Raw genomic sequence first — 23,267 nt, forward strand, 5'->3', positions numbered from 1 at the left:
CGACCATGAACGACTTGCAACCCCGCGCAGCGCAGGCAAGCGACGCCAAGGGCACGCTGTACCTGCAGTTTCGCATCGCTGACCAGCGGTTTGCCCTGGACGTGCACGAGGTGATCGAGGTGTTGCCGCGTCGGCCGCTCAAGCCGATTGCCCAGGCGCCGTCGTGGGTCGCGGGCATCCTTGCGCACCGCGGCGCACTGGTGCCGGTGGTCGACCTGTCGGCACTGAGCTTTGGCCAGGCGGCGGCGCAACGCACCAGCACTCGCTTGGTGCTGGTGCGTTACCGGGGCGACTGGCAGCTTGGGCTGATCCTTGAACAGGCCACCGAGACCTTGCGTTGCCGCCCCGAAGAATTCCAGCCGTATGGCCTGGACAATGGCGACGCAGCGTACCTCGGGCCTGTGCGCCAGGATGCCCAGGGCTTGGTGCAGCGCATCGCCGTTGATGACCTGCTGACAGATGCCGTGCGCGAGCTGTTGTTCGCCGATGAACGCGGGGCCCCTGCGCCAGGAATGCCGACATGATTGAACAGCGTTTCTTCCGCTATTTGCACGAGCGCATCGGCCTGGACGTGGAGTCGGTAGGCGCGCCGATGGTCGAGCGTGCCTTGCGCCAGCGCTGCAGTGCCGTGAACGCCGTGGACCTGGACGACTACTGGCTGCGCCTGCAGCAGTCGGCGGACGAGCAACAGGCCCTGATCGAGGCGGTCATCGTCCCCGAGACCTGGTTTTTCCGTTACCCGGAATCCTTCACGGCCCTGGTGGGGCTGGCCCACAAGCGCCTGGCAGAACTGGCCGGCGCCCGCCCGGTGCGGCTGCTCAGCCTGCCGTGCTCGACCGGCGAAGAACCTTATTCACTGGCCATGGCGCTGCTCGATGGTGGCATGGGCCCTGGCACGTTCGTGATCGATGGCATCGACATCAGCCCCAATTCGGTGGCCAAGGGTGAGCAGGCCGTTTATGGCCGCAATGCGTTTCGCGGCAGCGACCTGGGGTTTCGCGAGCGCTTTTTCGATGCGCTCGGTGACGGCCATCGCCTGCATGATCGCGTGCGCCAGCAAGTCAGCCTGCAAGTGGGTAATGTGCTGGACCCGGCCCTGGCCAGCCGCGATGGCCTGTACGACTTCGTGTTCTGTCGCAATCTGTTGATTTATTTCGACGTGGCCACCCAGCAGCGCGTGTTCGAGGTGCTCAAGCGCCTGACTCATCCGCAGGGTGTGCTGTTTATCGGGCCTGCCGAAGGCAGCTTGCTGGCGCGGCTGGGCATGCGCCCGCTGGGTATCGCTCAATCGTTCGCCTACGTGCGTCAGGAGGGCGCCGTGGCACCGGCCCGCGCACTACCCGTGCCTCCAGCCAAGCGCGCGCTGCCGCCTTTGCCCCTGCCCGTGTACCCGCCGCCGACGCCGTCATTGGCGCGGCCGTTGCGAGCGCTTCCGTTCACTGCCAAGGCGCCACTGCCGGCAGAACGCAAAGGCGAGAACGAAGCCGAACTGCTGGCCAGCATTGCCCGGCATGCCAACGCGGGCGCCAGTGCGCAGGCGCGTGCCGCCTGCCAGCGCTACTTGAGCCAGTTCGCGCCGACGGCGCAGGTTTACTACTGGCTGGGCTTGCTCAGTGATACCGAAGGCGACGCCGGCCAGGCGCTTACCCACTATCGCAAGGCCCTGTACCTGGAGCCGCAGCACCCCGAGGCCTTGGTGCACCTGGCGGCCTTGCTCGCGGCCCAGGGCGACCTGGCAGGCGCTCAGCGTTTGCAGGCGCGTGCTGCACGGGCGGGACGGGAGCCTGAACGATGAGGGGTGAATCCGCGATGCAACTGCTTGCGCAGGCCGACGAGCGCATCGACGACTGCTGGAACCGCATCGGCGTGCACGGTGACAAACAGTGCCCGCTGCTGGAGCGGCATATTCATTGCCGCAACTGTGACGTGTATGCCGCTGCCGCCACGCGCCTGCTCGACCGTTATGCCCTGCTGCAGGATGACCACGCCGCAGTTGCGCCAGCGGCCGAGGAATCGGTTGGCCGCTCCATGCTGCTGTTCAGGCTCGGCGAAGAATGGCTGGCCTTGGCCACCGCCTGCCTGGCTGAAATCGCCCCCTTGCAGGCGGTGCATTCGCTGCCGCACCAGCGTTCCCGAATGCTGCAGGGCGTCGCCAACGTGCGCGGTGCCTTGGTGCCGTGCCTGTCGCTGGCGGACTTGCTGGGTGTGCAGCCGGCTGCTGGGCAGCAACGCAGCGGCCGCGAGATGCCGCGCATGCTGATCCTGGCTGCCGAAGGGGGGCCGGTGGTGATGGCGGTCGAGGAAATCGACGGCATTCACCGGCTTGACCCGACGCTGCTGGGCAGTGGCCAGGACGTTACCCACTTTACCGCGGCGGTGCTGCAGTGGCGCGGCCGCAGTGTGCGGGTGCTGGACGATCAACACTTACTGTCTGCGGTGCAGCGGAGCCTGTCATGACCCCAGAGCAAATGCGCGACGCATCGTTGCTCGAGCTGTTCAGCCTGGAAGCCGAGGCGCAGACCCAGGTACTCAGCGCCGGCCTGATGGCGCTGGAGCGCAACCCCACCCAGGCCGACCAACTGGAAGCCTGCATGCGCGCGGCCCACTCCCTGAAAGGGGCCGCACGTATTGTCGGGGTCGATGCTGGCGTGAGCGTGGCCCACGTGATGGAAGACTGCCTGGTGGCGGCGCAGGAAGGCCGCTTGCGGTTGAGCGCCGAGCATATCGATGCGCTGCTGCAGGGGACCGACCTGTTGATGCGCATCGCCACGCCGGGCGACGCGGGCGCCCAAGCGACACTGCCGGTGTTCCTTGCGCAGATGGCCAGCTTGCTGGACCCGGGCGCGGCACCAGCGTCGCTGCCAATGGCGATGGCCATGCCGTCGCCGACAGCGCCCGTGCCAACCCTGCCTGTCGAGCCCTTGCCGATGGCCCCCGAGCCCATGGAAGTGGACGTCGAGCTTGAGCCCGCGCCACGGCGCAAGGCCGGTAAACGCGCCGGCGAAGGCGCTGAGCGGGTGCTGCGGGTCACGGCCGACCGCCTCAACAGCTTACTCGACCTGTCCAGCAAGTCGCTGGTCGAGACCCAGCGGCTCAAGCCTTACCTGGCCACCCTGCAGCGCCTCAAGCGCATGCATGGCCAAGGCATGCAGGCACTCGATGGTTTGCGCATGCAACTGGAGGACAGTGGCCAGAGCAGCGAGGTACTCGAAGCCCTGGCCCAGACCCAGCGCTTGTTGGTCGAGACCCAGCAGATTCTGCAGCAGCAGGCCGCCGACCTCGACGAGTTCGGCTGGCAGGCCAGCCAGCGTGCGCAATTGCTCTATGACACGGCGCTGGCCTGCCGGATGCGGCCCTTTGCCGACGTTCTGGCCGGGCAGAGCCGCATGGTCCGTGACCTTGGGCGGTCTCTGGGCAAGCCGGTGCGCTTGGTCATCGAAGGCGAAAAAACCCAAGTCGACCGCGATGTGCTGGAAAAGCTCGAAGCGCCGCTGACCCACCTGCTGCGCAATGCGGTCGACCATGGTATCGAACTGCCAGAGCGGCGCCTGCTGGCAGGCAAGGCGCAGGAGGGCGTGATTCGCCTGCGTGCCTCGCACCAGGCCGGCATGCTCAGCCTCGAGCTGATTGACGATGGCGCCGGGATCGACCTGGAGCGCCTGCGCAGCGCCATCGTCGAACGGGCCATGTCGCCGGCCGACACCGTGGCGCGGATGAGCGAGGCGGAGCTGATCACGTTCCTGTTCTTGCCCGGCTTCAGCTTGCGCGACAAGGTGACCGAGGTGTCGGGGCGCGGGGTTGGCCTGGACGCCGTGCAACACATGATCCGCGAGCTGCGCGGGTCGATCGAATTGACCCAGCTGGCCGGTCAGGGCTGCCGCTTCCACCTGCAGGTGCCGCTGACGCTGTCGGTGGTGCGTAGCCTGGTGGTGGAAGTGGGCGGCGAAGCGTATGCCTTCCCGCTCGCGCACATCGAACGTACGCTGGAGGTGACTGCCGAGCAGATCGTGCAGATCGAAGGGCGTCAGCATTTTTGGCATGAAGGGCGGCACATCGGCCTGGTGGCGGCCAGCCAGTTGCTCAATCGCCCGGCAGGGCAGGCCGATGAAAGCAGCCTGCGGGTGGTGGTGATTCGAGAGCGCGAGCAACTCTACGGGGTAGCCGTAGAACGCTTGATCGGGGAGCGGGTGCTGGTGGTTATGCCCCTCGATCCGCGCCTGGGCAAGGTCCAGGACATCTCCTCCGGGGCGTTGCTCGACGATGGCTCGGTGGTGCTGATCGTCGACGTCGAAGACCTGCTGCGCTCGGTGGAAAAACTGCTCAGTACCGGCAGCCTGGAGCGCATCGAGCGGGGCAACAGTGGCACCCGCGGCCTGGCGCGCAAACGCATCCTGGTGGTCGACGACTCGCTCACCGTGCGCGAACTGCAGCGCAAACTGTTGGGTAACCGCGGTTACGAAGTGGCCGTGGCGGTGGATGGCATGGACGGCTGGAATGCCCTGCGCGGCGAAGACTTCGACTTGCTGATCACCGACATCGATATGCCGCGCATGGATGGCATCGAGCTGGTCACCCTGGTGCGCCGGGACCAGCGCCTGCAATCGTTGCCGGTGATGGTGGTGTCGTACAAGGACCGTGAGGAAGACCGGCGGCGTGGTCTGGACGCTGGCGCCGACTACTATTTGGCAAAGGCCAGTTTCCACGACGATGCGTTGCTGGATGCTGTGGTGGAGCTGATTGGAGGTGCTCAGGGATGAAGATCGCCATCGTCAACGATATGCCCATGGCGGTGGAGGCGTTGCGCCGTGCGCTGGCCTTCGAGCCCGCGCACCAGGTGATCTGGGTGGCGGGCAACGGCGCCGAGGCGGTGCAGCGGTGCGCCGAGCAGCAGCCAGACCTGATCCTCATGGACTTGATCATGCCGGTGATGGATGGGGTAGAGGCGACGCGGCGGATCATGGCCGAGACCCCCTGCGCCATCGTCATCGTCACGGTCGACCGCAAGCAGAACGTGCACCGGGTGTTCGAGGCCATGGGCCATGGCGCCCTGGATGTGGTCGATACCCCGGCCCTGGGCGCGGGCGATGCCCGTGAGGCAGCGGCGCCACTGCTGCGCAAGATCCTCAACATCGGCTGGCTGATAGGCCAGCAGCGCACGCCGGCCGCGCGCCCGGTTGCCACGCCATTGCGCGAGGCATCCCAGCGTCGTGGCTTGGTGGCAATCGGTTCGTCGGCCGGCGGCCCGGCCGCCCTCGAGGTGCTGCTCAAGGGCTTGCCGCCGGCATTCCCGGCGGCCATCGTGCTGGTCCAGCACGTCGACCAGGTATTCGCCGCAGGCATGGCCGAATGGCTCAGCAGCGCTGCCGGCCTGCCGGTGCGCCTGGCCCGCGAGGGCGAGCCGCCGCAGCCGGGGCAAGTCCTGCTGGCGGGCACCAACCACCATATCCGCCTGCTGCAAAATGGTCAGCTGGCCTACACTGCCGAACCCGTCAACGAAATCTACCGGCCTTCGATCGATGTGTTCTTCGAGAGCGTGGCACGCTACTGGAGCGGCGATGCGGTGGGTGTGCTGCTCACCGGCATGGGCCGCGACGGTGCCCAGGGCCTCAAACAGATGCGCCAGCAGGGCTTCCTGACCATCGCTCAGGATCAGGCCAGCAGTGCCGTATACGGCATGCCCAAGGCCGCCGCGGCGATTGACGCGGCGGTGGAAATCCGCCCGCTGGAGCGAATCGCCGGGCGATTGATGGAATTCTTCGCAAAATGACGATATGTATTGAATCACGCCGCCTGGTCGGCGGTGATCAGGTGAATAGGCATGAATGATCTACCGATCGAAGGTTTCGCGACCACCAACGAGAACTCGGCGATGGTGCTGTTGGTCGACGATCAGGCAATGATCGGCGAGGCGGTGCGTCGTGGCCTGGCCCATGAAGACAACATCGACTTCCATTTCTGCGCCGACCCGCACCAGGCGGTGTCCCAGGCCATGCGCATCAAACCGACGGTGATCCTGCAGGACCTGATCATGCCGGGCCTGGATGGGCTGACGCTGGTGCGTGAGTACCGCAACAACCCGGCTACCCAGGATATCCCGATCATCGTCCTGTCGACCAAGGAAGACCCGCTGGTGAAGAGCGCGGCGTTCGCTGCCGGGGCCAACGACTACCTGGTCAAGTTGCCGGACAACATCGAACTGGTGGCGCGCATTCGCTACCACTCGCGTTCCTACCTGACGTTGCTCCAGCGTGACGAGGCGTACCGTGCCCTGCGGGTCAGCCAGCAGCAGTTGCTCGATTCCAACCTGATGCTGCAACGGTTGATGAACTCCGATGGCCTGACCGGGCTGTCCAACCGGCGTCACTTCGACGAATACCTGGAGCTGGAATGGCGCCGGGCCATGCGTGAGCAGCAGCAGTTGTCGTTGTTGATGATCGATGTCGACTACTTCAAGGCCTACAACGACAGTTTCGGGCATTTGGCGGGTGATGAGGCGTTGCGCCAAGTGGCCGAGGCGATCCGCGGCTCGTGCTCGCGGCCGACGGATCTGCCGGCGCGTTATGGGGGCGAGGAGTTTGCCCTGGTGTTGCCCAATACGTCCCCAGGCGGGGCGCGGCTGATTGCCGAGAAACTGCGCCAGACGGTGTTGGCGCTGGGCATTCCGCACACGGCGCCAGCGGCGGATTCGCGGTTGACGGTGAGCATTGGCCTGGCGACCCAGACACCGGCGGTGGGCGGGCATTGCCGGCAGTTGATTTCGGCGGCCGACAAGGGGCTGTACCTGGCCAAGAATGGGGGGCGTAACCAGGTGGGTATCGCTTGAGGTTGCGGCTGCGGCGTAGTGCTTCGTAGTGCCGGGTGCAGGGTACCGCCCGGCGGGTCTGCCGCCATGCGTTGGACTCGGTTATACTCGCAGGCTTTTCACCGAATTCGCACGAGAGCCGTCGCCCATGGAAATCCAACCGATCCTGAACACCATCAAGGACCTCACCGAGCGTTCCCAGTCAATTCGGGGGTATCTTTGACTACGATCAAAAGCATGACCGCCTGATCGAAGTCAACCGCGAGCTGGAAGACCCGGCCGTCTGGAACAAGCCTGAGTATGCCCAGGCCCTGGGCCGCGAACGTGCCATGCTGGTACAGGTCGTCGAGACGTTGGACAAGATGGCCAACGGCCTGGCCGACTGCAAGGACCTGCTCGACATGGCCGTCGAGGAAGAGGACGAAAGCGCCGTCGGCGACGTCGTGACCGAGCTGGAAGGCCTGGAAGAAAAACTGGCCCAGCTTGAGTTCCGTCGCATGTTCAGCGGCGAGATGGACATGAACAACGCCTACCTGGACATCCAGGCCGGCTCCGGCGGTACCGAAGCGCAGGACTGGGCCAACATCCTGCTGCGCATGTACCTGCGCTGGGCCGACAAGCGTGGTTTCGACGCCACCATCATCGAGCTCTCCGAAGGTGAAGTCGCCGGCATCAAGGGCGCCACCGTGCACATCAAGGGCGAATATGCCTTCGGCTGGTTGCGCACCGAAATCGGCGTGCACCGCCTGGTTCGTAAAAGCCCGTTCGACTCCGGCGCCCGTCGCCACACCTCGTTCTCGGCGGTGTTCGTGTCGCCCGAGATCGACGACAAGGTCGAAATCGACATCAACCCGTCCGACCTGCGCGTCGACACCTACCGCTCTTCGGGCGCTGGTGGTCAGCACGTAAACACCACCGACTCCGCGGTGCGTATTACCCACGTGCCGACCAACACCGTGGTGGCCTGCCAGAACGAACGTTCCCAGCACGCCAACAAAGACACCGCCATGAAAATGCTGCGGGCCAAGTTGTACGAGCTGGAGATGCAGAAGCGCAACGCCGCTTCCCAGGCGCTGGAAGACAGCAAGTCGGACATCGGTTGGGGCCACCAGATCCGCTCCTACGTACTGGATGACTCGCGCATCAAGGACTTGCGGACCGGCGTTGAGCGCAGCGACTGCCAGAAGGTGCTGGACGGCGACCTCGACCAGTACCTGGAAGCGAGCCTCAAGCAAGGGCTGTAAGCCGCACACCACTGCCGCGATGCCTGGCTACCCGCCGGCATCGCGTGCCCTGCCCGAAAAGGGCAACGAATACCTGATGGAAAGAATGACGACATGAGCGACCTCAATAGCGCACCGCAAGACCTGCAACAGGAAGAAAACGCCCTGATCGCCCTGCGCAAGGAAAAACTTGCCGCAGAGCGCGCCAAGGGCAATGCCTTCCCCAATGACTTCCGTCGCGACAGCTACTGCAACGACCTGCAGAAGCAGTATGCCGACAAGACCAAGGAAGAACTGGAAGCTGCAGCGATTCCGGTCAAGGTTGCCGGGCGCATCATGCTCAACCGTGGCTCGTTCATGGTCATCCAGGACATGACTGGCCGCATCCAGGTTTACGTCAACCGCAAGACCCTGCCGGAAGAAACCCTGGCCGCCGTCAAGACCTGGGACCTGGGCGACATCATCAGCGCCGAGGGCACGCTGGCCCGCTCCGGCAAAGGTGACCTGTACGTCGAGATGACCAACGTGCGCCTGCTGACCAAGTCGCTGCGCCCGCTGCCCGACAAGCACCATGGCCTGACCGACACCGAGCAGCGCTACCGTCAGCGTTACGTCGACCTGATGGTCAACGAAGAAACCCGCCACACCTTCCGTGTTCGCTCCCAGGTGATTTCGCACATCCGCAAGTTCCTGATCGAGCGCGACTTCCTCGAAGTCGAGACGCCGATGCTGCAGACCATCCCAGGCGGCGCCGCGGCCAAGCCGTTCGAAACCCACCACAACGCCCTGGACATGGCCATGTTCCTGCGCATTGCGCCGGAGCTGTACCTCAAGCGTCTGGTAGTCGGTGGTTTCGAGAAAGTCTTCGAGATCAACCGTAACTTCCGTAACGAAGGCGTTTCGACCCGGCACAACCCCGAGTTCACCATGCTCGAGTTCTACCAGGCCTACGCTGACTACACCGACAACATGGACCTCACCGAAGAGCTGTTCCGCGAGCTGGCGCAGCTGGTGCTGGGCAGCACCGACGTGCCGTACGGCGACAAGGTGTTCCACTTCGGCGAGCCGTTCGTGCGCCTGTCGGTGTTCGACTCGATCCTCAAGTACAACCCTGAGCTGACCGCTGCCGACCTGCAAGACGTCGACCGTGCCCGTGACATCGCCAAAAAGGCCGGTGCCAAGGTGCTGGGCCACGAAGGCCTGGGCAAGCTGCAAGTGATGATTTTCGAAGAGTTGGTCGAGCACAAGCTGGAGCAGCCGCACTTCATCACCGAGTACCCGTTCGAAGTGTCGCCGCTGGCCCGTCGCAACGACGACAACCCGGCCGTGACCGACCGCTTCGAGCTGTTCATCGGTGGCCGCGAAATCGCCAACGCCTACTCCGAGCTGAACGATGCCGAAGACCAGGCTGAGCGCTTCCTGGCCCAGGTGGCCGAGAAGGATGCTGGTGACGACGAAGCCATGCACTACGATGCCGACTTCGTCCGCGCCCTGGAATACGGCATGCCGCCAACCGCCGGTGAAGGCATCGGCATCGACCGCCTGGTGATGCTGCTGACCAACTCGCCGTCGATTCGCGATGTGATCCTGTTCCCACATATGCGTCCGCAGGCCTGAGTGATCTGAGAAAGCCGCCTCTAGGGGCGGCTTTTTCTTGCCTGAAGCCTTATGTTGTCTGCACCGGCCCCTTCGCGGGCAAGCCCGCTCCCACAGGTATTGCACTGCCCTCAGGCGCGATACCTGTGGGAGCGGGCTTGCCCGCGAAGGGGCCGGTACAGCCAACACACCGTCCGTGAGGTAACCCCGTGACCCCCGCAATCGCCGAGCAAGGCGCCGCCGGCATCGCCACCGCCGTCGCCGAAAGTGTGCAGTACCAGGGCCGCAAGACCGCCCGCCAAGGCAGCGAGCAGCGCCGCCAGCTGATCCTCGACGCCGCCATGCGCATCGTCGTGCGCGATGGTGTGCGCGGTGTGCGCCACCGTGCCGTGGCCGCCGAGGCGGGTGTGCCATTGTCGGCCACCACCTATTACTTCAAGGACATCGAGGACCTGCTCACCGATACCTTCGCCCAGTACGTCGAGCGCAGCGCCGCCTACATGGCCAAGCTCTGGGCCAACACCGAGGTGGTGCTGCGCCAGATGCTCGCCCAGGGCGATGGCAGCCCGCAGGCGCGAGCGCGGCTGGCCGACGAAGTGGCAAGCATGACCGCTGACTATGTGTCGCGTCAGTTGCTCAACCGGCGCGACTTTCTGATGGCCGAGCAGGCCTTCCGCCAGGAGGCACTGCTGTGCCCGCGTTTGGCCGAGCTGGTGTGCGCCCACGACCAGATTCTGCTGCACGGCACCCGGCAATTGCTGCAGGTGGTCGGCTCACGGCAACCGGAACAAGACGCCCAAATGTTGACGGCGATTATCGAGCAGATGGAATATCAGGGCCTGCTCAAGGATGCGAACGCGCAAGCCGATGGGCAGATGCTCGCTATGCTTACCCGTTACCTGCACCTGGTGTTGGCATCGGCCTGAGCTGAGACCTTATTTTCAAGGAGAACCTGATGAAAGCCTGGCGTGTGGTGCTGTTGACGCTGTCATTCCTGCTGCTGGGCGGTTGTCTGGTGACCTTCCATGAGCCCTTGCCGAGCAACCAGGCCGCACCCAAGGCCCTGCTCGGCAAGTGGAGCAGCAAGGACGCCTGGGGTGAACCGCTGAAGCTGTCGATCAGCCGCAGTGGCGGCGATGCCTACAAGGCGGTGGCCACGGCCAAGGGCAAAGCCCCCGAAGAGTACGTCTTCACCGTCTCGCGCCACGGCAACCGCTGGTACCTCTCGGCCGGCGTGCCCAAGCGCCTGGGTGGCAATTTCCTGATTGGCGGTTTTGAAGTCGTCGATGGCAAGGAACTGGTGGTGTACAACCTCGATGTCGAGCAGGTGCAGCAGGCCGTGAAAAACAAAGAGCTGACCGGGCGCAACACCGAAGTGCCGGAAGACAACGGCGAGGGCGTGCTCATCGACAGCCCCTCGGCGCGGGTGCTGGCCTACCTGGACGACCCAGCCAACTCCGACCTGTTCGTTGAGGTGGCACGCTTCCAGCGCTCCGGCAAGTAATGACCTCTGCCGTCCTTTTCAGGGTGTGAAACTGCAATGTGATCCCGGTAGGAGCAGCCTTGTGCTGCGAAAGGGCCGGTGAGACAACAGATATTTGTTGCCGATAAAGGCCTCTTCGCAGCACAAGGCTGCTCCTACAGGGACCGAGGCCGAGGCAGATAAGGAGTCCCCGGTGGACGAGTACCAGCAGACCATACGCGCGCTGTCAGACCGCATCGTTGCGGCGCAGACCCCCATCCGCGTACTCGATGCGGTGAAATGGGACGACAACATCCGCCACGGCTTCCTCAAGGCCAAGGGCAAAGAGCCACCTGCGGTAGACCGCGCCTATTACCAGTCGCGGCCGCTGTCGTTCGACTCCAGCGCGGTCAAGGCCGAATTCCAGAACATCGAACGTGACATCACTCGCCGGCTCGGGCAGTTCAACCCGGTCGGGCAGATCATGCGGCGCATGTGCAAGGAATACCGCATGGTGGTGCGCATGCTCGAGGCGCGCGGCACCGAGGACTTCGGGCTGATCTCGCAGGAGCTGTACGGGGCGGCGTCCGACGCCTTCCACGCCGGTGACCCAACCCTGGCCGACCTGGGCCTGATGCTGTCGGACTACCTGAACAACATCGATGGCCGCGGCGACCTCAAGGACGAGCCAAAGAACCTCACCGCCAAAGAGGCCGTGGACATCCTCCAGCGCCGCCTGAACAAGGTGTTCGGCGAGGCCGAGGAAACCATCCGCGTGTTCGAATCCGACGGTATCGTCGCCGATGCGGCGGCCGGTGCCGACTACATCAAGGTACGTGCCGATGCCATGTTCAACAGCCGCGACGTGCGTGCGCTGGAGGTGCATGAAGGCCTGGTGCATGTGGGGACCACGCTGAACGGCCTGAACCAGCCGATCTGCACCTTCCTGGCCAAGGGCCCACCCTCATCGACGGTGACCCAGGAGGGGCTGGCGATCCTCATGGAGGTGATTGCCTTCGCCTCTTACCCCAGCCGGCTGCGCAAGCTCACCAACCGTACACGCGCCATCCACATGGTCGAGGAGGGCGCCGACTTCCTCCAGGTGTTCGAATTTTTCCGAGCCCAGGGCTTTGAAATGGCGCAGAGCTACAGCAATGCCAGCCGAGTGTTCCGCGGCTCGGTGCCCAATGGCTTGCCATTCACCAAGGACTTGTCCTACCTCAAGGGCTTCATCATGGTTTACAACTACATTCAGTTGGCCGTGAAGAAGGGCAAGCTTGAGCAGATCCCGCTGCTGTTCTGCGGCAAGACCACGCTGGAAGACATGCGCACCTTGCGCCAACTGGTCGAGGAGGGGCTGGTCGAACCGCCCAAGTACTTGCCCGAACAGTTCCGTGACCTCAACGCACTGTCGGCCTGGATGTGCTTCTCCAACTTCCTCAACCACCTGAGCCTGGATCGCATTGAAGCCGACTACGCGAACATTCTCTGAACGCTGCCGCCTGCTGGCCCTTGGCGTGCTCCTGTTGGGCCTGAGCGGTTGCAGCAGCCTGCTGTTCTACCCCGAGCGCGGCCAACCGTTCACCCCGGAGCGGGCCAAGCTCGACTACCGTGACGTCACCTTGACCACTTCGGATGGCGTACGCCTGCATGGTTGGTGGCTACCGGCCAAGGCCGGGGTCGAGGTCAAGGGCACCGTGTTGCACCTGCACGGCAACGGCGGCAACCTGGCCGGCCATCTGGGCGGCAGCTACTGGCTGCCGGAGCAGGGCTACCAGGTGCTGATGGTCGATTACCGGGGCTATGGGTTGTCCCAGGGCAAACCGAGTTTGCCCGAGGTCTATGAAGACCTCGCGGCGGCCATGGCCTGGCTGGACAAGGCGCCCGAGGTCAAGGGCAAGCCGGTGGTGCTGCTGGGGCAGAGCCTGGGCGGCGCCATGGCCATTCATTACCTGGCGGCCCACCCTGAGCAGCGCCAGCGCTTCAGCGCGCTGGTGTTCGATGGTGTGCCAGCCAGCTACCGTGCGGTCGGGCGGTTTGCCTTGAGCACTTCATGGATGACCTGGCCGCTGCAGGTGCCGCTGTCGTGGCTGGTGCCGGACGGCGACAGCGCGATCCGTTCGATCGAGCGCCTGGACAGCCCGCCGAAGCTGTTCTTCCACAGCATCGACGACCACCTGGTGCCGCTGGACAACGGCATCCGCCTGTACCAGCACGCGCCGCCGCCGCGGGTGCTGCAGTTGACCCGAGGGGGCCATGTACAGACCTTCGCCGACCCGGTATGGCGCCAGGTGATGCTGCGCTTCCTCGACGACCCGAGTCATTTCAACGGCCTGCGGCGGCTTGCCGAAGTGCCCAATTACCCTGACGAGAAGAACAAGCAATGAGTGAAGAACGCAACGCCATCCCGCTGATCCTGACCGGCGTCGGCAGCATCATCGTGACGGTGGGGGCTTTGTGGTACTACGGTTACCTGCATTTCGCCAAGCCTGAAGATGCCCTGTTGCTGCAGGATTTCACCATGCTCAAGACCCTGCCGGGCGAAGACTACAAAGCCTCCCTCGACCCTGCACCCCAGGTGGCCCAGTGCGTGGACGGTGTGCTGGTGTTGTTCGATACCCAACAGAAAGGCCTGACCGGCGTGTTGGTCGATAACCGCAAACGTGCGGTGCGCTGCATGGGGGAAGAGACGCCGCAGCAGGTGCAGTGAGGGTATATGGCTGGAGGGCTATGCCATGCACCTCTCGCCCAATAAAAAGCCTTAAGAATGCCGGGGCCGCTCTGCGGCCCATCGCGGCACAAGGCCGCTCCCACACCGACCGCGTTATGCCCCTATTTACAGAGCATGCGCGAACATTGTGGGAGCGGCCTTGTGCCGCGATGGGCCGCAAAGCGGCCCCAATACAGGCGATGGATAACGTAAGTGAATAGCATTCCGCTTAGACAGCGGGGCTTTTCGTCCTACCTGCCAGCCTTACTGCGCCTGGCTCACCGAACGCGGTGCAACCGGCTGGTTGTCATTGGAGATGGTCACCTCCACGCGACGGTTCTGCGCACGGCCCGAGTTGCTGCCGTTGTCAGCCACCGGGTACTCCTTGCCGTAACCCTGGGCGACGATTCGCGCTGGGTCTACGCCAGCACGGATCAGCGCCATGCGCACGGCGCCGGCGCGACGCTCGGAGAGGCTCTGGTTGTAGTTGGCCGAGCCGACGCTGTCGGTGTAGCCCTCTACGATGACCTTGCGTTCCGGGTTCTCTTGGAGGAACTGGGCCAGCTTGGTCACGTTGGGGTAGGCATTGCTCTTGAGTACGGCCTTGTTGAAGTCGAACAGCACGTCGCCGAAGGTGACCAGCGTACCGCGGTCGGTCTGCTTGGCATTCAGGCTGTCCTGCAGCTTGGCGATTTGCGCGTCGCGGGCATCCAGCTTGGCCTGGGCGCGCTGGGCGGAGGCGTTTTTCAGTTCGCCTTCAGCCGTACGCAGGGCAATGGTCTGCTTGGCGACTTCGACACGCTGGTTGGTCAGGTAGGCGAGCTGGTCGACCTTTTTCTGGTCCTCGCGGTCCATGTAGGCCTTGTCAGCTTTGTTCAGCCAATCCTGAGCATCTTTGGTTTCCAGCGCCGCGACTTTGCTCGCCTGCGGGTCGCTTTGCAGCGCAGAGAAGTTGGTGCGGGCCGATTCAAGGTTGGCGTTCGGGTCGTGCGAGCAGGCTGCAAGACCGACGCTCAGGGCCAGCAGGGCGGGAATCATGACGTGTTTGCGCATAGTGTTCATCCTTTGATCGAGTGCGAAGGCTAAGGGTGGCGGGGCAGGGCTCACTGAGCGCTGCGCAGGCCTTCCTCACGTACGTCCTGAACGCCCTGGCGGGCATCCTGCACGGCCTTCTGGGCCTTGGCCGCCTGAGCCTTGCGTTCGGCGAGGCGGGCGTCCCATTCGGCTTGTTCGGCCAGACGCTTGGCGTCGTCGTACTTTTTGTCGTGCATGGCGATTTCGGCTTGCTTGAACTTGTCCTGCGCCGCTTTCATTTCCACCGCGGCGAACTCGGTGCCGCCGGCACTGACCGCAGAGTTCACGGCAGACTGGGTAACGGCATACTGCTCGGTGGGCGGGTTGCCCGCACAGCCGGCCAGGACCAGGCTACTGCCCAGGGCCAGCGCGGCCAGCTTGAACCCGCGCACATGAGTGGATGACGGTTTGAAAGTGCGGGTCTTCATGGTGGTCAGCTCCATTGGATCACTCCTGATAACGACGATGTCCGTAGCAGTCCATCGCTGAATCCCTGACAGTTACCGTGCGCTTCAGCTGAACGGTGCACGAGGGCAGTGTGCAGGGTTTTAGCGTGATGGCTAATTGCTCGGACTCAGGCGTTTTTCGAATGGTTCAGAAAAAAATCCCTTAAACGGGTAAGTTTTTCTGACTGATCAGTCAGTGAGTTTTGTGCGGAACTTTCACGTTCAGGCGGGGTATTCCGGGCCTTGCAGGCCCGGAACAGTGTGCATCGTGGCTATTTTTCGCTGTCGTCAGCGGTGCTGCTCAGCTCATGCAAGTGGTGCCGGGACAACGACAGAAAACGCGGGGTAGGGCCGACATCTTCGAACAAAGGGTCGCCTTCTTCATCGGTGGCGATCACTTGGCTCCCCTTTACATAGGGGAAGCTGGCCTCGATTTCCTCGAGGGCCGCCGCCACCAATTCGCCGAGCAGTTCTTCGGCGGTGCGCTTGGGGTACATGTCGATCAGCGCGGCCAGGCGCGCCTCGGACTCCAGGTCCAGATGCAGCACATGGCCAGTACGGCTGAGGGTGCCTGCGGCATTCTGTTCCCAGTGCTGGGCGAGTTCACGGATTTTCATGATGACCTCTGTCAACGCCTCGAAAGGCTGCATTGCATCGGAGTGCTCTGCTTGCACTTTAGTTTGCTTTGCCGATCACGGCTTGCCCTTAGGCTTGCTATCGGCGCGCGGCTGGGGGCACTCTTGGCCCAGTGCTGTTTCCTGAACGAGTGCGCCAAGGCTGCGCTACAGAGAGGGCCAATGACCGATATCGATGTGCGTTTGCGTGAAGATGTCCATGTGTTGGGGGAGTTGCTCGGCGACACCATTCGTCAGCAGCACGGCGAGGCGTTTCTGCAGAAGATCGAGGGCATCCGCCACAGCGCCAAGGCCGACCGCCGGGTGGCTGGCGAGCAACTGAGCTCGACCCTTGGGGACCTGGCTGACGATGATTTGCTGCCGGTAGCAAGGGCGTTCAACCAGTTTCTCAACCTGGCCAACATGGCCGAGCAGTACCAGTTGATCCGACGCCGCGACGCCGACCAGCCAGAGCCCTTCGAGGCACGCGTGCTGCCTGAGCTGCTGGCCCGCCTTAAGCAGGCCGGGCATGGCAACGACGCCCTGGCCCGGCAGTTGGCCAAGCTAGACATACAGCTGGTACTGACCGCGCACCCCACCGAAGTGGCGCGGCGCACCTTGATCCAGAAGTACGACGCCATCGCCGGCCAGTTGGCCGCCCAGGACCATCGCGACCTGACCCCCGCCGAACGTCAGCAGGTACGTGAGCGCCTGCGCCGGCTGATCGCCGAAGCCTGGCACACCGAAGAAATCCGCCGCACCCGGCCGACCCCCGTGGACGAGGCCAAGTGGGGCTTCGCGGTGATCGAGCATTCGCTGTGGCAGGCCATCCCCAACCACCTGCGCAAGGTCGACAAGGCGCTGCACGACGCCACGGGGCTGCGCCTGCCGCTGGAGGCCGCCCCCATCCGCTTCGCCTCGTGGATGGGCGGCGACCGCGACGGCAACCCCAATGTCACGGCGGCGGTAACCCGTGAAGTGCTGTTGCTGGCACGTTGGATGGCCGCTGATCTGTTCCTGCGTGATATCGATGCCTTGGCCGCCGAGCTGTCCATGCAACACGCCAGCAGCGCGCTGCGGGAGCATGTCGGCGACAGTGCCGAGCCCTACCGCGCAATCCTCAAGCAATTGCGCGACCGCCTGCGTGCGACCCGCGCCTGGGCGCATGCGGCCTTGAGCAGCAGCACGCCCGCCGGTGCCGATGTACTGGTCGACAACCGCGACCTGATCGCGCCGCTTGAGCTGTGCTACCAGTCGCTGCACGAATGCGGCATGGGCGTGATCGCCGAAGGGCCACTGCTCGACTGCCTGCGCCGTGCCGTGACCTTTGGCCTGTACCTGGGGCGCCTGGATGTGCGCCAGGATGCCGCTCGCCACCGTGATGCGCTGACAGAAATCACCGATTACCTGGGCTTGGGGCGCTATGCCGACTGGGATGAAGAGCAGCGCATCGCCTTCCTCCAGGCCGAACTGAAAAATCGCCGGCCATTATTGCCTGCGCATTTCCAGCCACAGGCGGATACCGCCGAGGTGCTGGCCACCTGCCGGGAAATTGCCGCTGCCCCGGCCGCCTCGCTGGGCTCCTATGTCATTTCCATGGCCGGCGCCGCTTCAGATGTGCTGGCCGTGCAGTTGCTGCTCAAGGAAGCCGGGTTGACCCGCCCGATGCGTGTGGTGCCACTGTTCGAAACCCTGGCCGACCTGGATAACGCCGGCCCGGTGATGCAGCGCCTGCTGGGCCTGCCTGGCTATCGCGCCGGCCTGCGCGGGCCGCAGGAAGTGATGATCGGCTATTCCGATTCAGCCAAGGACGCCGGCACCACAGCGGCCGCCTGGGCGCAGTACCGGGCGCAGGAAAACCTGGTGCGCATCTGCCGCGAGCATCAAGTGGAACTGCTGTTGTTCCACGGCCGTGGCGGCACCGTTGGCCGTGGCGGCGGCCCGGCCCACGCAGCGATTCTGTCGCAGCCGCCGGGCTCGGTAGCTGGGCGATTCCGCACCACCGAGCAGGGCGAGATGATCCGCTTCAAGTTCGGTTTGCCCGGTATCGCCGAACAGAACCTCAACCTGTACCTGGCGGCTGTGCTCGAGGCCACCTTGTTGCCGCCACCCCCACCGCAGCCGGCCTGGCGTGAGGTCATGGACCAATTGGCCGCCGATGGCGTGCAGGCCTACCGCAGCGTGGTGCGCGACAACCCCGATTTCGTCGAGTACTTCCGCCAGTCGACGCCCGAGCAGGAGTTGGGCCGCCTGCCGTTGGGCAGCCGGCCGGCCAAGCGACGCGCGGGCGGCATCGAGAGCCTGCGGGCTATCCCGTGGATCTTCGGCTGGACCCAGACGCGCCTGATGTTGCCTGCCTGGCTGGGCTGGGAAACGGCCTTGAGCAATGCCTTGCAACGCGGCCAGGGCGAGTTGCTGGCGCAAATGCGTGAGCAATGGCCGTTCTTCCGTACCCGTATCGACATGCTTGAAATGGTGCTGGCCAAGGCCGATGCGCAAATCGCCGAGGCCTACGACGAACGTCTAGTGCAACCGGAGTTGCTTCCTTTAGGTGTGCACCTGCGCGACCTATTGTCGCAGTCCTGCCAGGTGGTGCTGGGCCTGACCGGGCAGCCGGTGCTACTGGCGCACAGCCCAGAGACCCTGGAATTCATCAGCTTGCGCAACACCTACCTGGACCCGCTGCACCGCCTTCAGGCCGAACTACTGGCGCGCTCGCGCGGCCGCGAAGCCGCTCTGGACAGCCCGTTGGAGCAGGCCTTGCTGGTCACGGTGGCGGGCATTGCAGCAGGCCTGCGCAATACCGGCTGAGGTTATCCGCGGGCCGCCAGGCAAGGGTGCACCTTTAGCCGCGATAAAGGGCGAGGAGGGCGGTTGCGCTTAGAGCAACCGCCTGCCGGGCAGTGCGCAAGTGGCGCATTCCTGCAACTTTGGGACGCTTGTCTGGCTGCCGGGCGCTGTGTATCTTGAGCAGCCTTCTGACCGATTTATGGTCATACCCGATTTTCCGGACTTGGCCCTGGTTGCCGAATCCATTGAATTTCATAAAAAAATTTGAGGAGCACGAGATGCGCGTAATTCTGCTGGGAGCTCCCGGGGCCGGTAAAGGTACTCAGGCAAAATTCATCACCGAGAAGTTCGGTATCCCCCAGATCTCCACCGGTGACATGCTGCGTGCCGCCGTCAAGGCCGGCACCCCGCTGGGCCTGGAACTGAAAAAAGTCATGGATGCCGGCCAGCTGGTTTCCGACGAGCTGATCATCGGCCTGGTCAAGGAGCGCATCGCCCAGCCGGATTGCGCCAACGGCTGCCTGTTCGACGGTTTCCCACGCACTATTCCACAGGCTGAAGCCATGGTCGCTGCCGGTGTCGACATCGATGCCGTGGTCGAAATCGCCGTTGACGATGAAGAAATCGTTGGCCGCATGGCGGGCCGTCGCGTGCACCTGGCTTCGGGCCGCACCTACCACATTCAGTACAACCCGCCGAAAGTGGAAGGCAAGGACGACGTGACGGGCGAAGACCTGATCCAGCGCGACGACGACAAGGAAGAAACCGTGCGTCATCGCCTGTCGGTCTACCACACCCAGACCAAGCCGCTGGTCGAGTTCTACCAGAAGCTGTCGGCCGCCAATGCCGGCAAGCCGAAGTACAGCCACATCGAAGGTGTCGGTTCGGTCGACGCCATCACTGCCAAGGTGCTGGCAGCCCTGAGCTGATCCAACGTCTTGCATGACAACGGCCCGCTTGCGGGCCGTTGTCGTTTATACTGACGCTCTTTTCCCTGCCCCTGGAAACCCGTTCGATGACCACCCTGCTGGCCCTGGATACCGCCACCGAAGCCTGTTCCGTTGCCCTGTTGCATGACGGCAAGGTAACCAGCCATTACGAGGTGATCCCACGTCAGCACGCGCAGAAGCTGCTGCCGATGATCAAACAACTGCTGGGTGACTCCGGTGTAGCGTTGAACGCGCTGGATGCCATCGCCTTCGGCCGTGGCCCGGGCGCCTTCACCGGCGTACGGATTGCCATCGGTGTGGTTCAGGGCCTGGCGTTCGCGCTCGAACGCCCGGTGCTGCCGGTGTCCAACCTGGCCGCGTTGGCGCAAGGCGCGATGCGTGAGCAGGGTGTGCAGCAGGTGGCTGCCGCCATCGATGCACGCATGGACGAGGTGTACTGGGGCTGCTACCAGGCAAGCGAAGGCGAAATGCGCCTGATCGGCCAGGAAGCGGTGCTGCCGCCCGAGCGCGTGGCGCTGCCCGACGCCAGCACGGGCGAGTGGTTCGGTGCCGGCACCGGCTGGGGGTATGCCGAGCGCCTGGCAGTGCAGGTCGCTGCCAGCAATGCCGCAGCGTTGCCCAATGCCCTCGACATCCTCAGCCTGGCGCGCTTCGCCTGGGCGCGCGGCGAGGCCATCGCTGCCGAGCAGGCGCAACCGGTGTACTTGCGCGATAATGTAGCCACACCCAAGAAACGCTGACGGCTACTCGTCGGTTATCGCCGATGACGATAAAACCTTTCGCGCGAACTGTGGTCTAGTTATCACTCGAGCATTAGCGACGGAACACTGATGCTGCTAAATTGCCATCATTGGTCCTGAGTGCTCACACCATGCGTATCGACGGTTTCTCCTCGCAGTCCTACCCGATCAAGCGCGCTCCGCGCAAAGCGTCGGTGCGCGACGAGGCAATCGACGATGCCGAAGTGATCGAGAATGACGCGCAAAGCGACGTCCCCCAAGAGGCCACCACTCGTCGTCGCAGCGGTGGCCTGCCAGCCCGCCAGCAAGACATGGTCTTCCCCCGCGCCCGTGATCGGCGCACAGCAACGGCGCTGGCCAGTTACCTGAGCACAGCCGGTTTTACCGATTGGGACATGGAAGTACTGGGGCTCGACCTGTACATTTGAGGGATGACTCCCTCTCTTCTGCCTTATTTTCTGGGTTGTCCGTCGTGGAGCGAAAGCGCCTGGCGCGATTACCTGTACCCCGCCGACGCCCGAGCCAACGAATACCTGGGCCTGTACAGCCAGGTGTTCAATGCGGTCGAGGGCAACACCACCTTCTATGCCAGCCCCGCGCCCGCGACCGTGGCCCGCTGGGCGCAGGTCATGCCGGCGCACTTTCGTTTCACCGCCAAGTTCCCCCGCGAGGTCAGCCATGCCGCGGACCTTCGCGAGCAACTGGACGCGGCGATCACCTTCACCCGGTTGATGGCGCCGCTGGGTGGGCGAGTATCGCCTTATTGGTTGCAACTGCCTGCCATGTTCGGGCCTGCGCGCTTGGCAGAGTTGAGCCACTTTCTGGATGAAGTGGCGGTGCCGGTGGCCGTCGAGGTGCGTAACGACGCCTTTTTTGCGCGGGGTGAGGAGGAGCGGCAGCTAAACCGGCTGCTGCTTGAACGTGGCGTCGAGCGCATCTGCCTCGACCCACGGGCCTTGTTCAGCTGCACATCGCGCGACCCCGCCGTATTGCATGCCCAAGCCAAGAAACCCAAAGTGCCACCGCGCCCCGCAGCCTTCAGCCAGCACCCGCAGGTGCGTTTCATTGGCCACCCGCAACTGGACGCCAACGAAACCTTCCTGACGCCTTGGGTGGACAAGATAGCCAGCTGGATCGAGGAAGGCCGCAGCCCCTACATCTTCTTGCACACCTCGGATAACCGCCTGGCTGCGGCATTGGCCCAGCGCTTTCACCAGCGCCTGATGCAGCGCCTGCCCGGCCTTGCATCATTGCCGGAATTGCCACGCGCCCCTGAGGTCGAACAACTGGGACTACTCTGACCACTCCTTAATGCCTGAGGTTGAGACCATGGATGTGCAAACCCTGCGAGCCGAAGCCTTCAAGGCCCTGCACGAGCGCGACAGCGCGTTCGTCATCCCCAACCCATGGGATGCCGGCTCTGCCAAGCTGCTGGCCAGCCTTGGCTTCGAGGCACTGGCCACGACCAGCGCGGGCCTGGCCTTCAGCCTGGGCCGGCCAGACGCCGAAGGCGCGTTGAGCCTGGACGAAACCCTGGCTAATGCCGGCGTGATCGTCGATGCCACGGCGTTGCCGGTTGCCGCCGACCTTGAAAACGGCTTTGGCGACCTGCCTGAGGATTGTGCACAGACCATTCTGCGTGCCGCCGAGGCGGGCCTTGTGGGGGGCTCTATCGAGGACGCCAGCGGGCGCAAGGACGCCCCCATCTATGACCACGGCCTGGCGGTGGAGCGCGTGCGCGCGGCGGTTCAGGCGGCGCGCAGCCTGCCGTTTCCCTTCACCCTCTGCGCCCGCGCAGAAAACCTGCTGCACGGGCGAATGGACCTGGATGACACCATCCTGCGCCTGCAAGCCTTTGCCGAAGCGGGTGCTGATGTGCTCTATGCGCCTGGGTTGCGCACGGTCGAAGAAATTCGCGCAGTGGTACAGGCGGTGGCGCCCAAGCCGGTCAACGTGCTGATGGGGTTGGCAGGCGTGACGCTGAGCGTCAATCAACTTCAAGACCTGGGCGTGCGCCGAATCAGCGTGGGGTCGTCGCTGGCCCGCGCAGCGTTAGGGGCTTTCCACCGGGCGGCCCTGGAAATTCGCGATGAAGGCACGTTCGGCTACGGCGAACAGGCGTTGCCGTTCGCGCAGCTCAACGATCTGTTCCGTCGCTGATTGGCCATGCGTGCGTTGCTGGCGCTGCTGGTGGGCCTGTCCTTGATGGCAGCCCTGGCCTGGCACCTCGGCTGGCGCCTGCCCGATGCATGGAACCCCTGGGCGGCGCTGGACGTGCGCCAGCCACCCAACCTGCTCACTGCCTACAAACTGTCGCGCCTGCGCAATAACCCGGCGCTGTGCCGCGAAGCGCTGGCAACCAGTGGCCTGCGTTACCGGGCCCAGGCCGACAGCCCAGCCTCGGCCAACTGCCCGCTGAACAACGTGTGGCGCATCGAAGGCGGTCAGGCACGGCTCAGCAGCAGTTTTCTCGCCAGTTGCCCGCTGGCAGTGGCCTACGCGCTGTTCGAGCAGCATGGCCTGCAGCCCGCGGCGCAGCGGGTATTGGGGCAGCCGGTGACCCAGGTCGATCACCTGGGCAGTTTCGCCTGCCGCAATGTTTACCACCGCAAACAAGGCCGACTCAGCCAGCATGCCACCGCCAACGCTCTGGATATCAGTGGTTTCCGCTTGCAGGACGGCCAGCGCATCGTGCTGGCGCAGGATTGGCAGGCGGGCGGGCAGAAGGCTGAGTTTTTACGCGAGGTGCAGCAGGTGGCCTGCGAGCGCTTCAGTACCGTGCTGGGGCCCGACTACAATGCCGCGCACCACAACCACTTCCACGTTGACATGGGCCTTTGGCAGATCTGTCGCTGAGCTG

The 23,267-nt window shown here is 64.2% G+C and carries 23 protein-coding genes; 20 read left to right on the forward strand and 3 right to left on the reverse strand.

The features are described from left to right. Window positions 1–5: 5 nt before the first annotated feature. From HU764_RS03620 to HU764_RS03680, 13 genes are all read left to right on the forward strand, one after another. Window positions 6–524, forward strand: coding sequence for a chemotaxis protein CheW (locus HU764_RS03620; protein ID WP_186702946.1), 519 nt, complete (start codon window positions 6–8; stop codon window positions 522–524). Then, window positions 521–1,795: a CheR family methyltransferase gene (locus tag HU764_RS03625; protein WP_186702947.1), complete on the forward strand. Its 1,275-nt coding sequence runs from the start codon at window positions 521–523 to the stop codon at window positions 1,793–1,795. The genes HU764_RS03620 and HU764_RS03625 overlap by 4 nt, the downstream gene beginning before the upstream one ends. Further along, the gene (locus HU764_RS03630) at window positions 1,792–2,457 is read left to right on the forward strand and encodes a chemotaxis protein CheW (protein WP_085272727.1); all 666 of its coding nucleotides are present in this window, start codon (window positions 1,792–1,794) and stop codon (window positions 2,455–2,457) included. Before HU764_RS03625 ends, HU764_RS03630 begins: the two co-directional genes overlap by 4 nt. Continuing rightward, a complete protein-coding gene (locus tag HU764_RS03635) occupies window positions 2,454–4,757 on the forward strand; it encodes a hybrid sensor histidine kinase/response regulator (RefSeq protein WP_186702948.1) in 2,304 nt (767 codons plus the stop codon). Before HU764_RS03630 ends, HU764_RS03635 begins: the two co-directional genes overlap by 4 nt. Continuing rightward, window positions 4,754–5,767 (forward strand): Wsp signal transduction system protein-glutamate methylesterase WspF, encoded by a 1,014-nt coding sequence (wspF, locus tag HU764_RS03640; protein ID WP_027595747.1) that lies wholly within the window; start codon window positions 4,754–4,756, stop codon window positions 5,765–5,767. The genes HU764_RS03635 and wspF overlap by 4 nt, the downstream gene beginning before the upstream one ends. A 51-nt stretch (window positions 5,768–5,818) precedes the next feature. Next, on the forward strand, window positions 5,819–6,823 hold the full coding sequence (gene wspR / locus HU764_RS03645; RefSeq protein WP_085272729.1) for a Wsp signal transduction system regulator diguanylate cyclase WspR: 1,005 nt from the start codon (window positions 5,819–5,821) through the stop codon (window positions 6,821–6,823). Between the two features lie 127 nt (window positions 6,824–6,950). After that, window positions 6,951–8,046, forward strand: a protein-coding gene (prfB, locus tag HU764_RS03650; protein ID WP_097151322.1) for a peptide chain release factor 2 whose coding sequence is annotated in 2 segments (ribosomal slippage) — window positions 6,951–7,022 and window positions 7,024–8,046 — 1,095 coding nt in all. Because the reading frame shifts where the segments join, the coding sequence is not laid out codon by codon here. A 93-nt stretch (window positions 8,047–8,139) separates the two neighbouring features. Beyond that, window positions 8,140–9,642, forward strand: a complete 1,503-nt coding sequence (gene lysS, locus HU764_RS03655) for a lysine--tRNA ligase (protein WP_027595750.1) — start codon at window positions 8,140–8,142, stop codon at window positions 9,640–9,642. A 200-nt stretch (window positions 9,643–9,842) separates the two neighbouring features. Next, window positions 9,843–10,547 carry a TetR/AcrR family transcriptional regulator gene (locus HU764_RS03660; protein ID WP_027595751.1) on the forward strand — a complete coding sequence of 235 codons (705 nt, stop codon included), beginning with the start codon at window positions 9,843–9,845 and terminating at the stop codon, window positions 10,545–10,547. A gap of 29 nt (window positions 10,548–10,576) precedes the next feature. Continuing rightward, window positions 10,577–11,125 carry a hypothetical protein gene (locus HU764_RS03665; protein WP_027595752.1) on the forward strand — a complete coding sequence of 183 codons (549 nt, stop codon included), beginning with the start codon at window positions 10,577–10,579 and terminating at the stop codon, window positions 11,123–11,125. Window positions 11,126–11,297: 172 nt separating this feature from the next. After that, window positions 11,298–12,575 carry a flavohemoglobin expression-modulating QEGLA motif protein gene (locus tag HU764_RS03670; protein WP_027595753.1) on the forward strand — a complete coding sequence of 426 codons (1,278 nt, stop codon included), beginning with the start codon at window positions 11,298–11,300 and terminating at the stop codon, window positions 12,573–12,575. Next, complete coding sequence (locus HU764_RS03675) at window positions 12,547–13,470, forward strand: alpha/beta hydrolase (protein ID WP_099453106.1); 924 nt, start codon at window positions 12,547–12,549, stop codon at window positions 13,468–13,470. Before HU764_RS03670 ends, HU764_RS03675 begins: the two co-directional genes overlap by 29 nt. Further along, the gene (locus HU764_RS03680; protein WP_027595755.1) at window positions 13,467–13,793 is read left to right on the forward strand and encodes a PA3694 family proteiin; all 327 of its coding nucleotides are present in this window, start codon (window positions 13,467–13,469) and stop codon (window positions 13,791–13,793) included. Before HU764_RS03675 ends, HU764_RS03680 begins: the two co-directional genes overlap by 4 nt. Before the next feature lie 264 nt (window positions 13,794–14,057). On the opposite strand, the gene lptF is transcribed toward HU764_RS03680, so the two are convergent. The 3 genes from lptF to HU764_RS03695 form a co-directional block, all read right to left on the reverse strand. Further along, window positions 14,058–14,846, reverse strand: a complete 789-nt coding sequence (gene lptF, locus HU764_RS03685; RefSeq protein WP_085272731.1) for a lipotoxin F family OmpA-related lipoprotein LptF — start codon at window positions 14,844–14,846, stop codon at window positions 14,058–14,060. Window positions 14,847–14,896: 50 nt separating this feature from the next. Next, window positions 14,897–15,310, reverse strand: coding sequence for a DUF4398 domain-containing protein (locus tag HU764_RS03690; protein ID WP_027595759.1), 414 nt, complete (start codon window positions 15,308–15,310; stop codon window positions 14,897–14,899). Between the two features lie 275 nt (window positions 15,311–15,585). After that, entirely contained in the window at window positions 15,586–15,930 is a 345-nt protein-coding gene (locus tag HU764_RS03695) for a pilin assembly protein (protein WP_099430867.1), read from the reverse strand. Between the two features lie 180 nt (window positions 15,931–16,110). Between HU764_RS03695 and ppc the strand changes: the two genes are divergently transcribed. From ppc to HU764_RS03730, 7 genes are all read left to right on the forward strand, one after another. Next, window positions 16,111–18,738 carry a phosphoenolpyruvate carboxylase gene (gene ppc / locus HU764_RS03700; RefSeq protein ID WP_186702949.1) on the forward strand — a complete coding sequence of 876 codons (2,628 nt, stop codon included), beginning with the start codon at window positions 16,111–16,113 and terminating at the stop codon, window positions 18,736–18,738. Between the two features lie 257 nt (window positions 18,739–18,995). Continuing rightward, entirely contained in the window at window positions 18,996–19,646 is a 651-nt protein-coding gene (gene adk / locus HU764_RS03705) for an adenylate kinase (protein WP_027595762.1), read from the forward strand. An 86-nt stretch (window positions 19,647–19,732) separates the two neighbouring features. Then, window positions 19,733–20,407, forward strand: a complete 675-nt coding sequence (gene tsaB, locus HU764_RS03710; RefSeq protein WP_186675903.1) for a tRNA (adenosine(37)-N6)-threonylcarbamoyltransferase complex dimerization subunit type 1 TsaB — start codon at window positions 19,733–19,735, stop codon at window positions 20,405–20,407. 131 nt (window positions 20,408–20,538) lie between these two features. Then, window positions 20,539–20,835, forward strand: a complete 297-nt coding sequence (locus HU764_RS03715; RefSeq protein ID WP_099453111.1) for a hypothetical protein — start codon at window positions 20,539–20,541, stop codon at window positions 20,833–20,835. A 3-nt stretch (window positions 20,836–20,838) separates the two neighbouring features. Beyond that, window positions 20,839–21,708, forward strand: coding sequence for a DUF72 domain-containing protein (locus HU764_RS03720; protein WP_186702950.1), 870 nt, complete (start codon window positions 20,839–20,841; stop codon window positions 21,706–21,708). 28 nt (window positions 21,709–21,736) lie between these two features. Continuing rightward, window positions 21,737–22,567, forward strand: a complete 831-nt coding sequence (locus tag HU764_RS03725; RefSeq protein WP_099453113.1) for an isocitrate lyase/PEP mutase family protein — start codon at window positions 21,737–21,739, stop codon at window positions 22,565–22,567. A gap of 6 nt (window positions 22,568–22,573) precedes the next feature. Then, complete coding sequence (locus tag HU764_RS03730; RefSeq protein WP_186702951.1) at window positions 22,574–23,263, forward strand: extensin-like domain-containing protein; 690 nt, start codon at window positions 22,574–22,576, stop codon at window positions 23,261–23,263. The last annotated feature ends 4 nt before the right edge of the window (window positions 23,264–23,267 follow it).

The sequence above is a fragment of the Pseudomonas kermanshahensis genome (assembly GCF_014269205.2).
Lineage (GTDB): Bacteria > Pseudomonadota > Gammaproteobacteria > Pseudomonadales > Pseudomonadaceae > Aquipseudomonas > Aquipseudomonas kermanshahensis.

What these genes read in the sequence shown, in the direction of transcription:
- wspR (WP_085272729.1), top strand. Translation starts at nt 5,819, where the DNA reads ATGAATGATCTACCGATCGAAGGTTTCGCGACCACCAACGAGAACTCG.
- HU764_RS03635 (WP_186702948.1), top strand. Translation starts at nt 2,454, where the DNA reads ATGACCCCAGAGCAAATGCGCGACGCATCGTTGCTCGAGCTGTTCAGC.
- HU764_RS03665 (WP_027595752.1), top strand. Translation starts at nt 10,577, where the DNA reads ATGAAAGCCTGGCGTGTGGTGCTGTTGACGCTGTCATTCCTGCTGCTG.
- HU764_RS03715 (WP_099453111.1), top strand. Translation starts at nt 20,539, where the DNA reads ATGCGTATCGACGGTTTCTCCTCGCAGTCCTACCCGATCAAGCGCGCT.
- HU764_RS03695 (WP_099430867.1), bottom strand. Translation starts at nt 15,930, where the DNA reads ATGAAAATCCGTGAACTCGCCCAGCACTGGGAACAGAATGCCGCAGGC.
- HU764_RS03720 (WP_186702950.1), top strand. Translation starts at nt 20,839, where the DNA reads ATGACTCCCTCTCTTCTGCCTTATTTTCTGGGTTGTCCGTCGTGGAGC.
- adk (WP_027595762.1), top strand. Translation starts at nt 18,996, where the DNA reads ATGCGCGTAATTCTGCTGGGAGCTCCCGGGGCCGGTAAAGGTACTCAG.
- HU764_RS03680 (WP_027595755.1), top strand. Translation starts at nt 13,467, where the DNA reads ATGAGTGAAGAACGCAACGCCATCCCGCTGATCCTGACCGGCGTCGGC.
- lptF (WP_085272731.1), bottom strand. Translation starts at nt 14,846, where the DNA reads ATGCGCAAACACGTCATGATTCCCGCCCTGCTGGCCCTGAGCGTCGGT.
- HU764_RS03690 (WP_027595759.1), bottom strand. Translation starts at nt 15,310, where the DNA reads ATGGAGCTGACCACCATGAAGACCCGCACTTTCAAACCGTCATCCACT.
- tsaB (WP_186675903.1), top strand. Translation starts at nt 19,733, where the DNA reads ATGACCACCCTGCTGGCCCTGGATACCGCCACCGAAGCCTGTTCCGTT.
- HU764_RS03625 (WP_186702947.1), top strand. Translation starts at nt 521, where the DNA reads ATGATTGAACAGCGTTTCTTCCGCTATTTGCACGAGCGCATCGGCCTG.
- HU764_RS03725 (WP_099453113.1), top strand. Translation starts at nt 21,737, where the DNA reads ATGGATGTGCAAACCCTGCGAGCCGAAGCCTTCAAGGCCCTGCACGAG.
- lysS (WP_027595750.1), top strand. Translation starts at nt 8,140, where the DNA reads ATGAGCGACCTCAATAGCGCACCGCAAGACCTGCAACAGGAAGAAAAC.
- wspF (WP_027595747.1), top strand. Translation starts at nt 4,754, where the DNA reads ATGAAGATCGCCATCGTCAACGATATGCCCATGGCGGTGGAGGCGTTG.
- ppc (WP_186702949.1), top strand. Translation starts at nt 16,111, where the DNA reads ATGACCGATATCGATGTGCGTTTGCGTGAAGATGTCCATGTGTTGGGG.
- HU764_RS03620 (WP_186702946.1), top strand. Translation starts at nt 6, where the DNA reads ATGAACGACTTGCAACCCCGCGCAGCGCAGGCAAGCGACGCCAAGGGC.
- HU764_RS03630 (WP_085272727.1), top strand. Translation starts at nt 1,792, where the DNA reads ATGAGGGGTGAATCCGCGATGCAACTGCTTGCGCAGGCCGACGAGCGC.
- HU764_RS03730 (WP_186702951.1), top strand. Translation starts at nt 22,574, where the DNA reads ATGCGTGCGTTGCTGGCGCTGCTGGTGGGCCTGTCCTTGATGGCAGCC.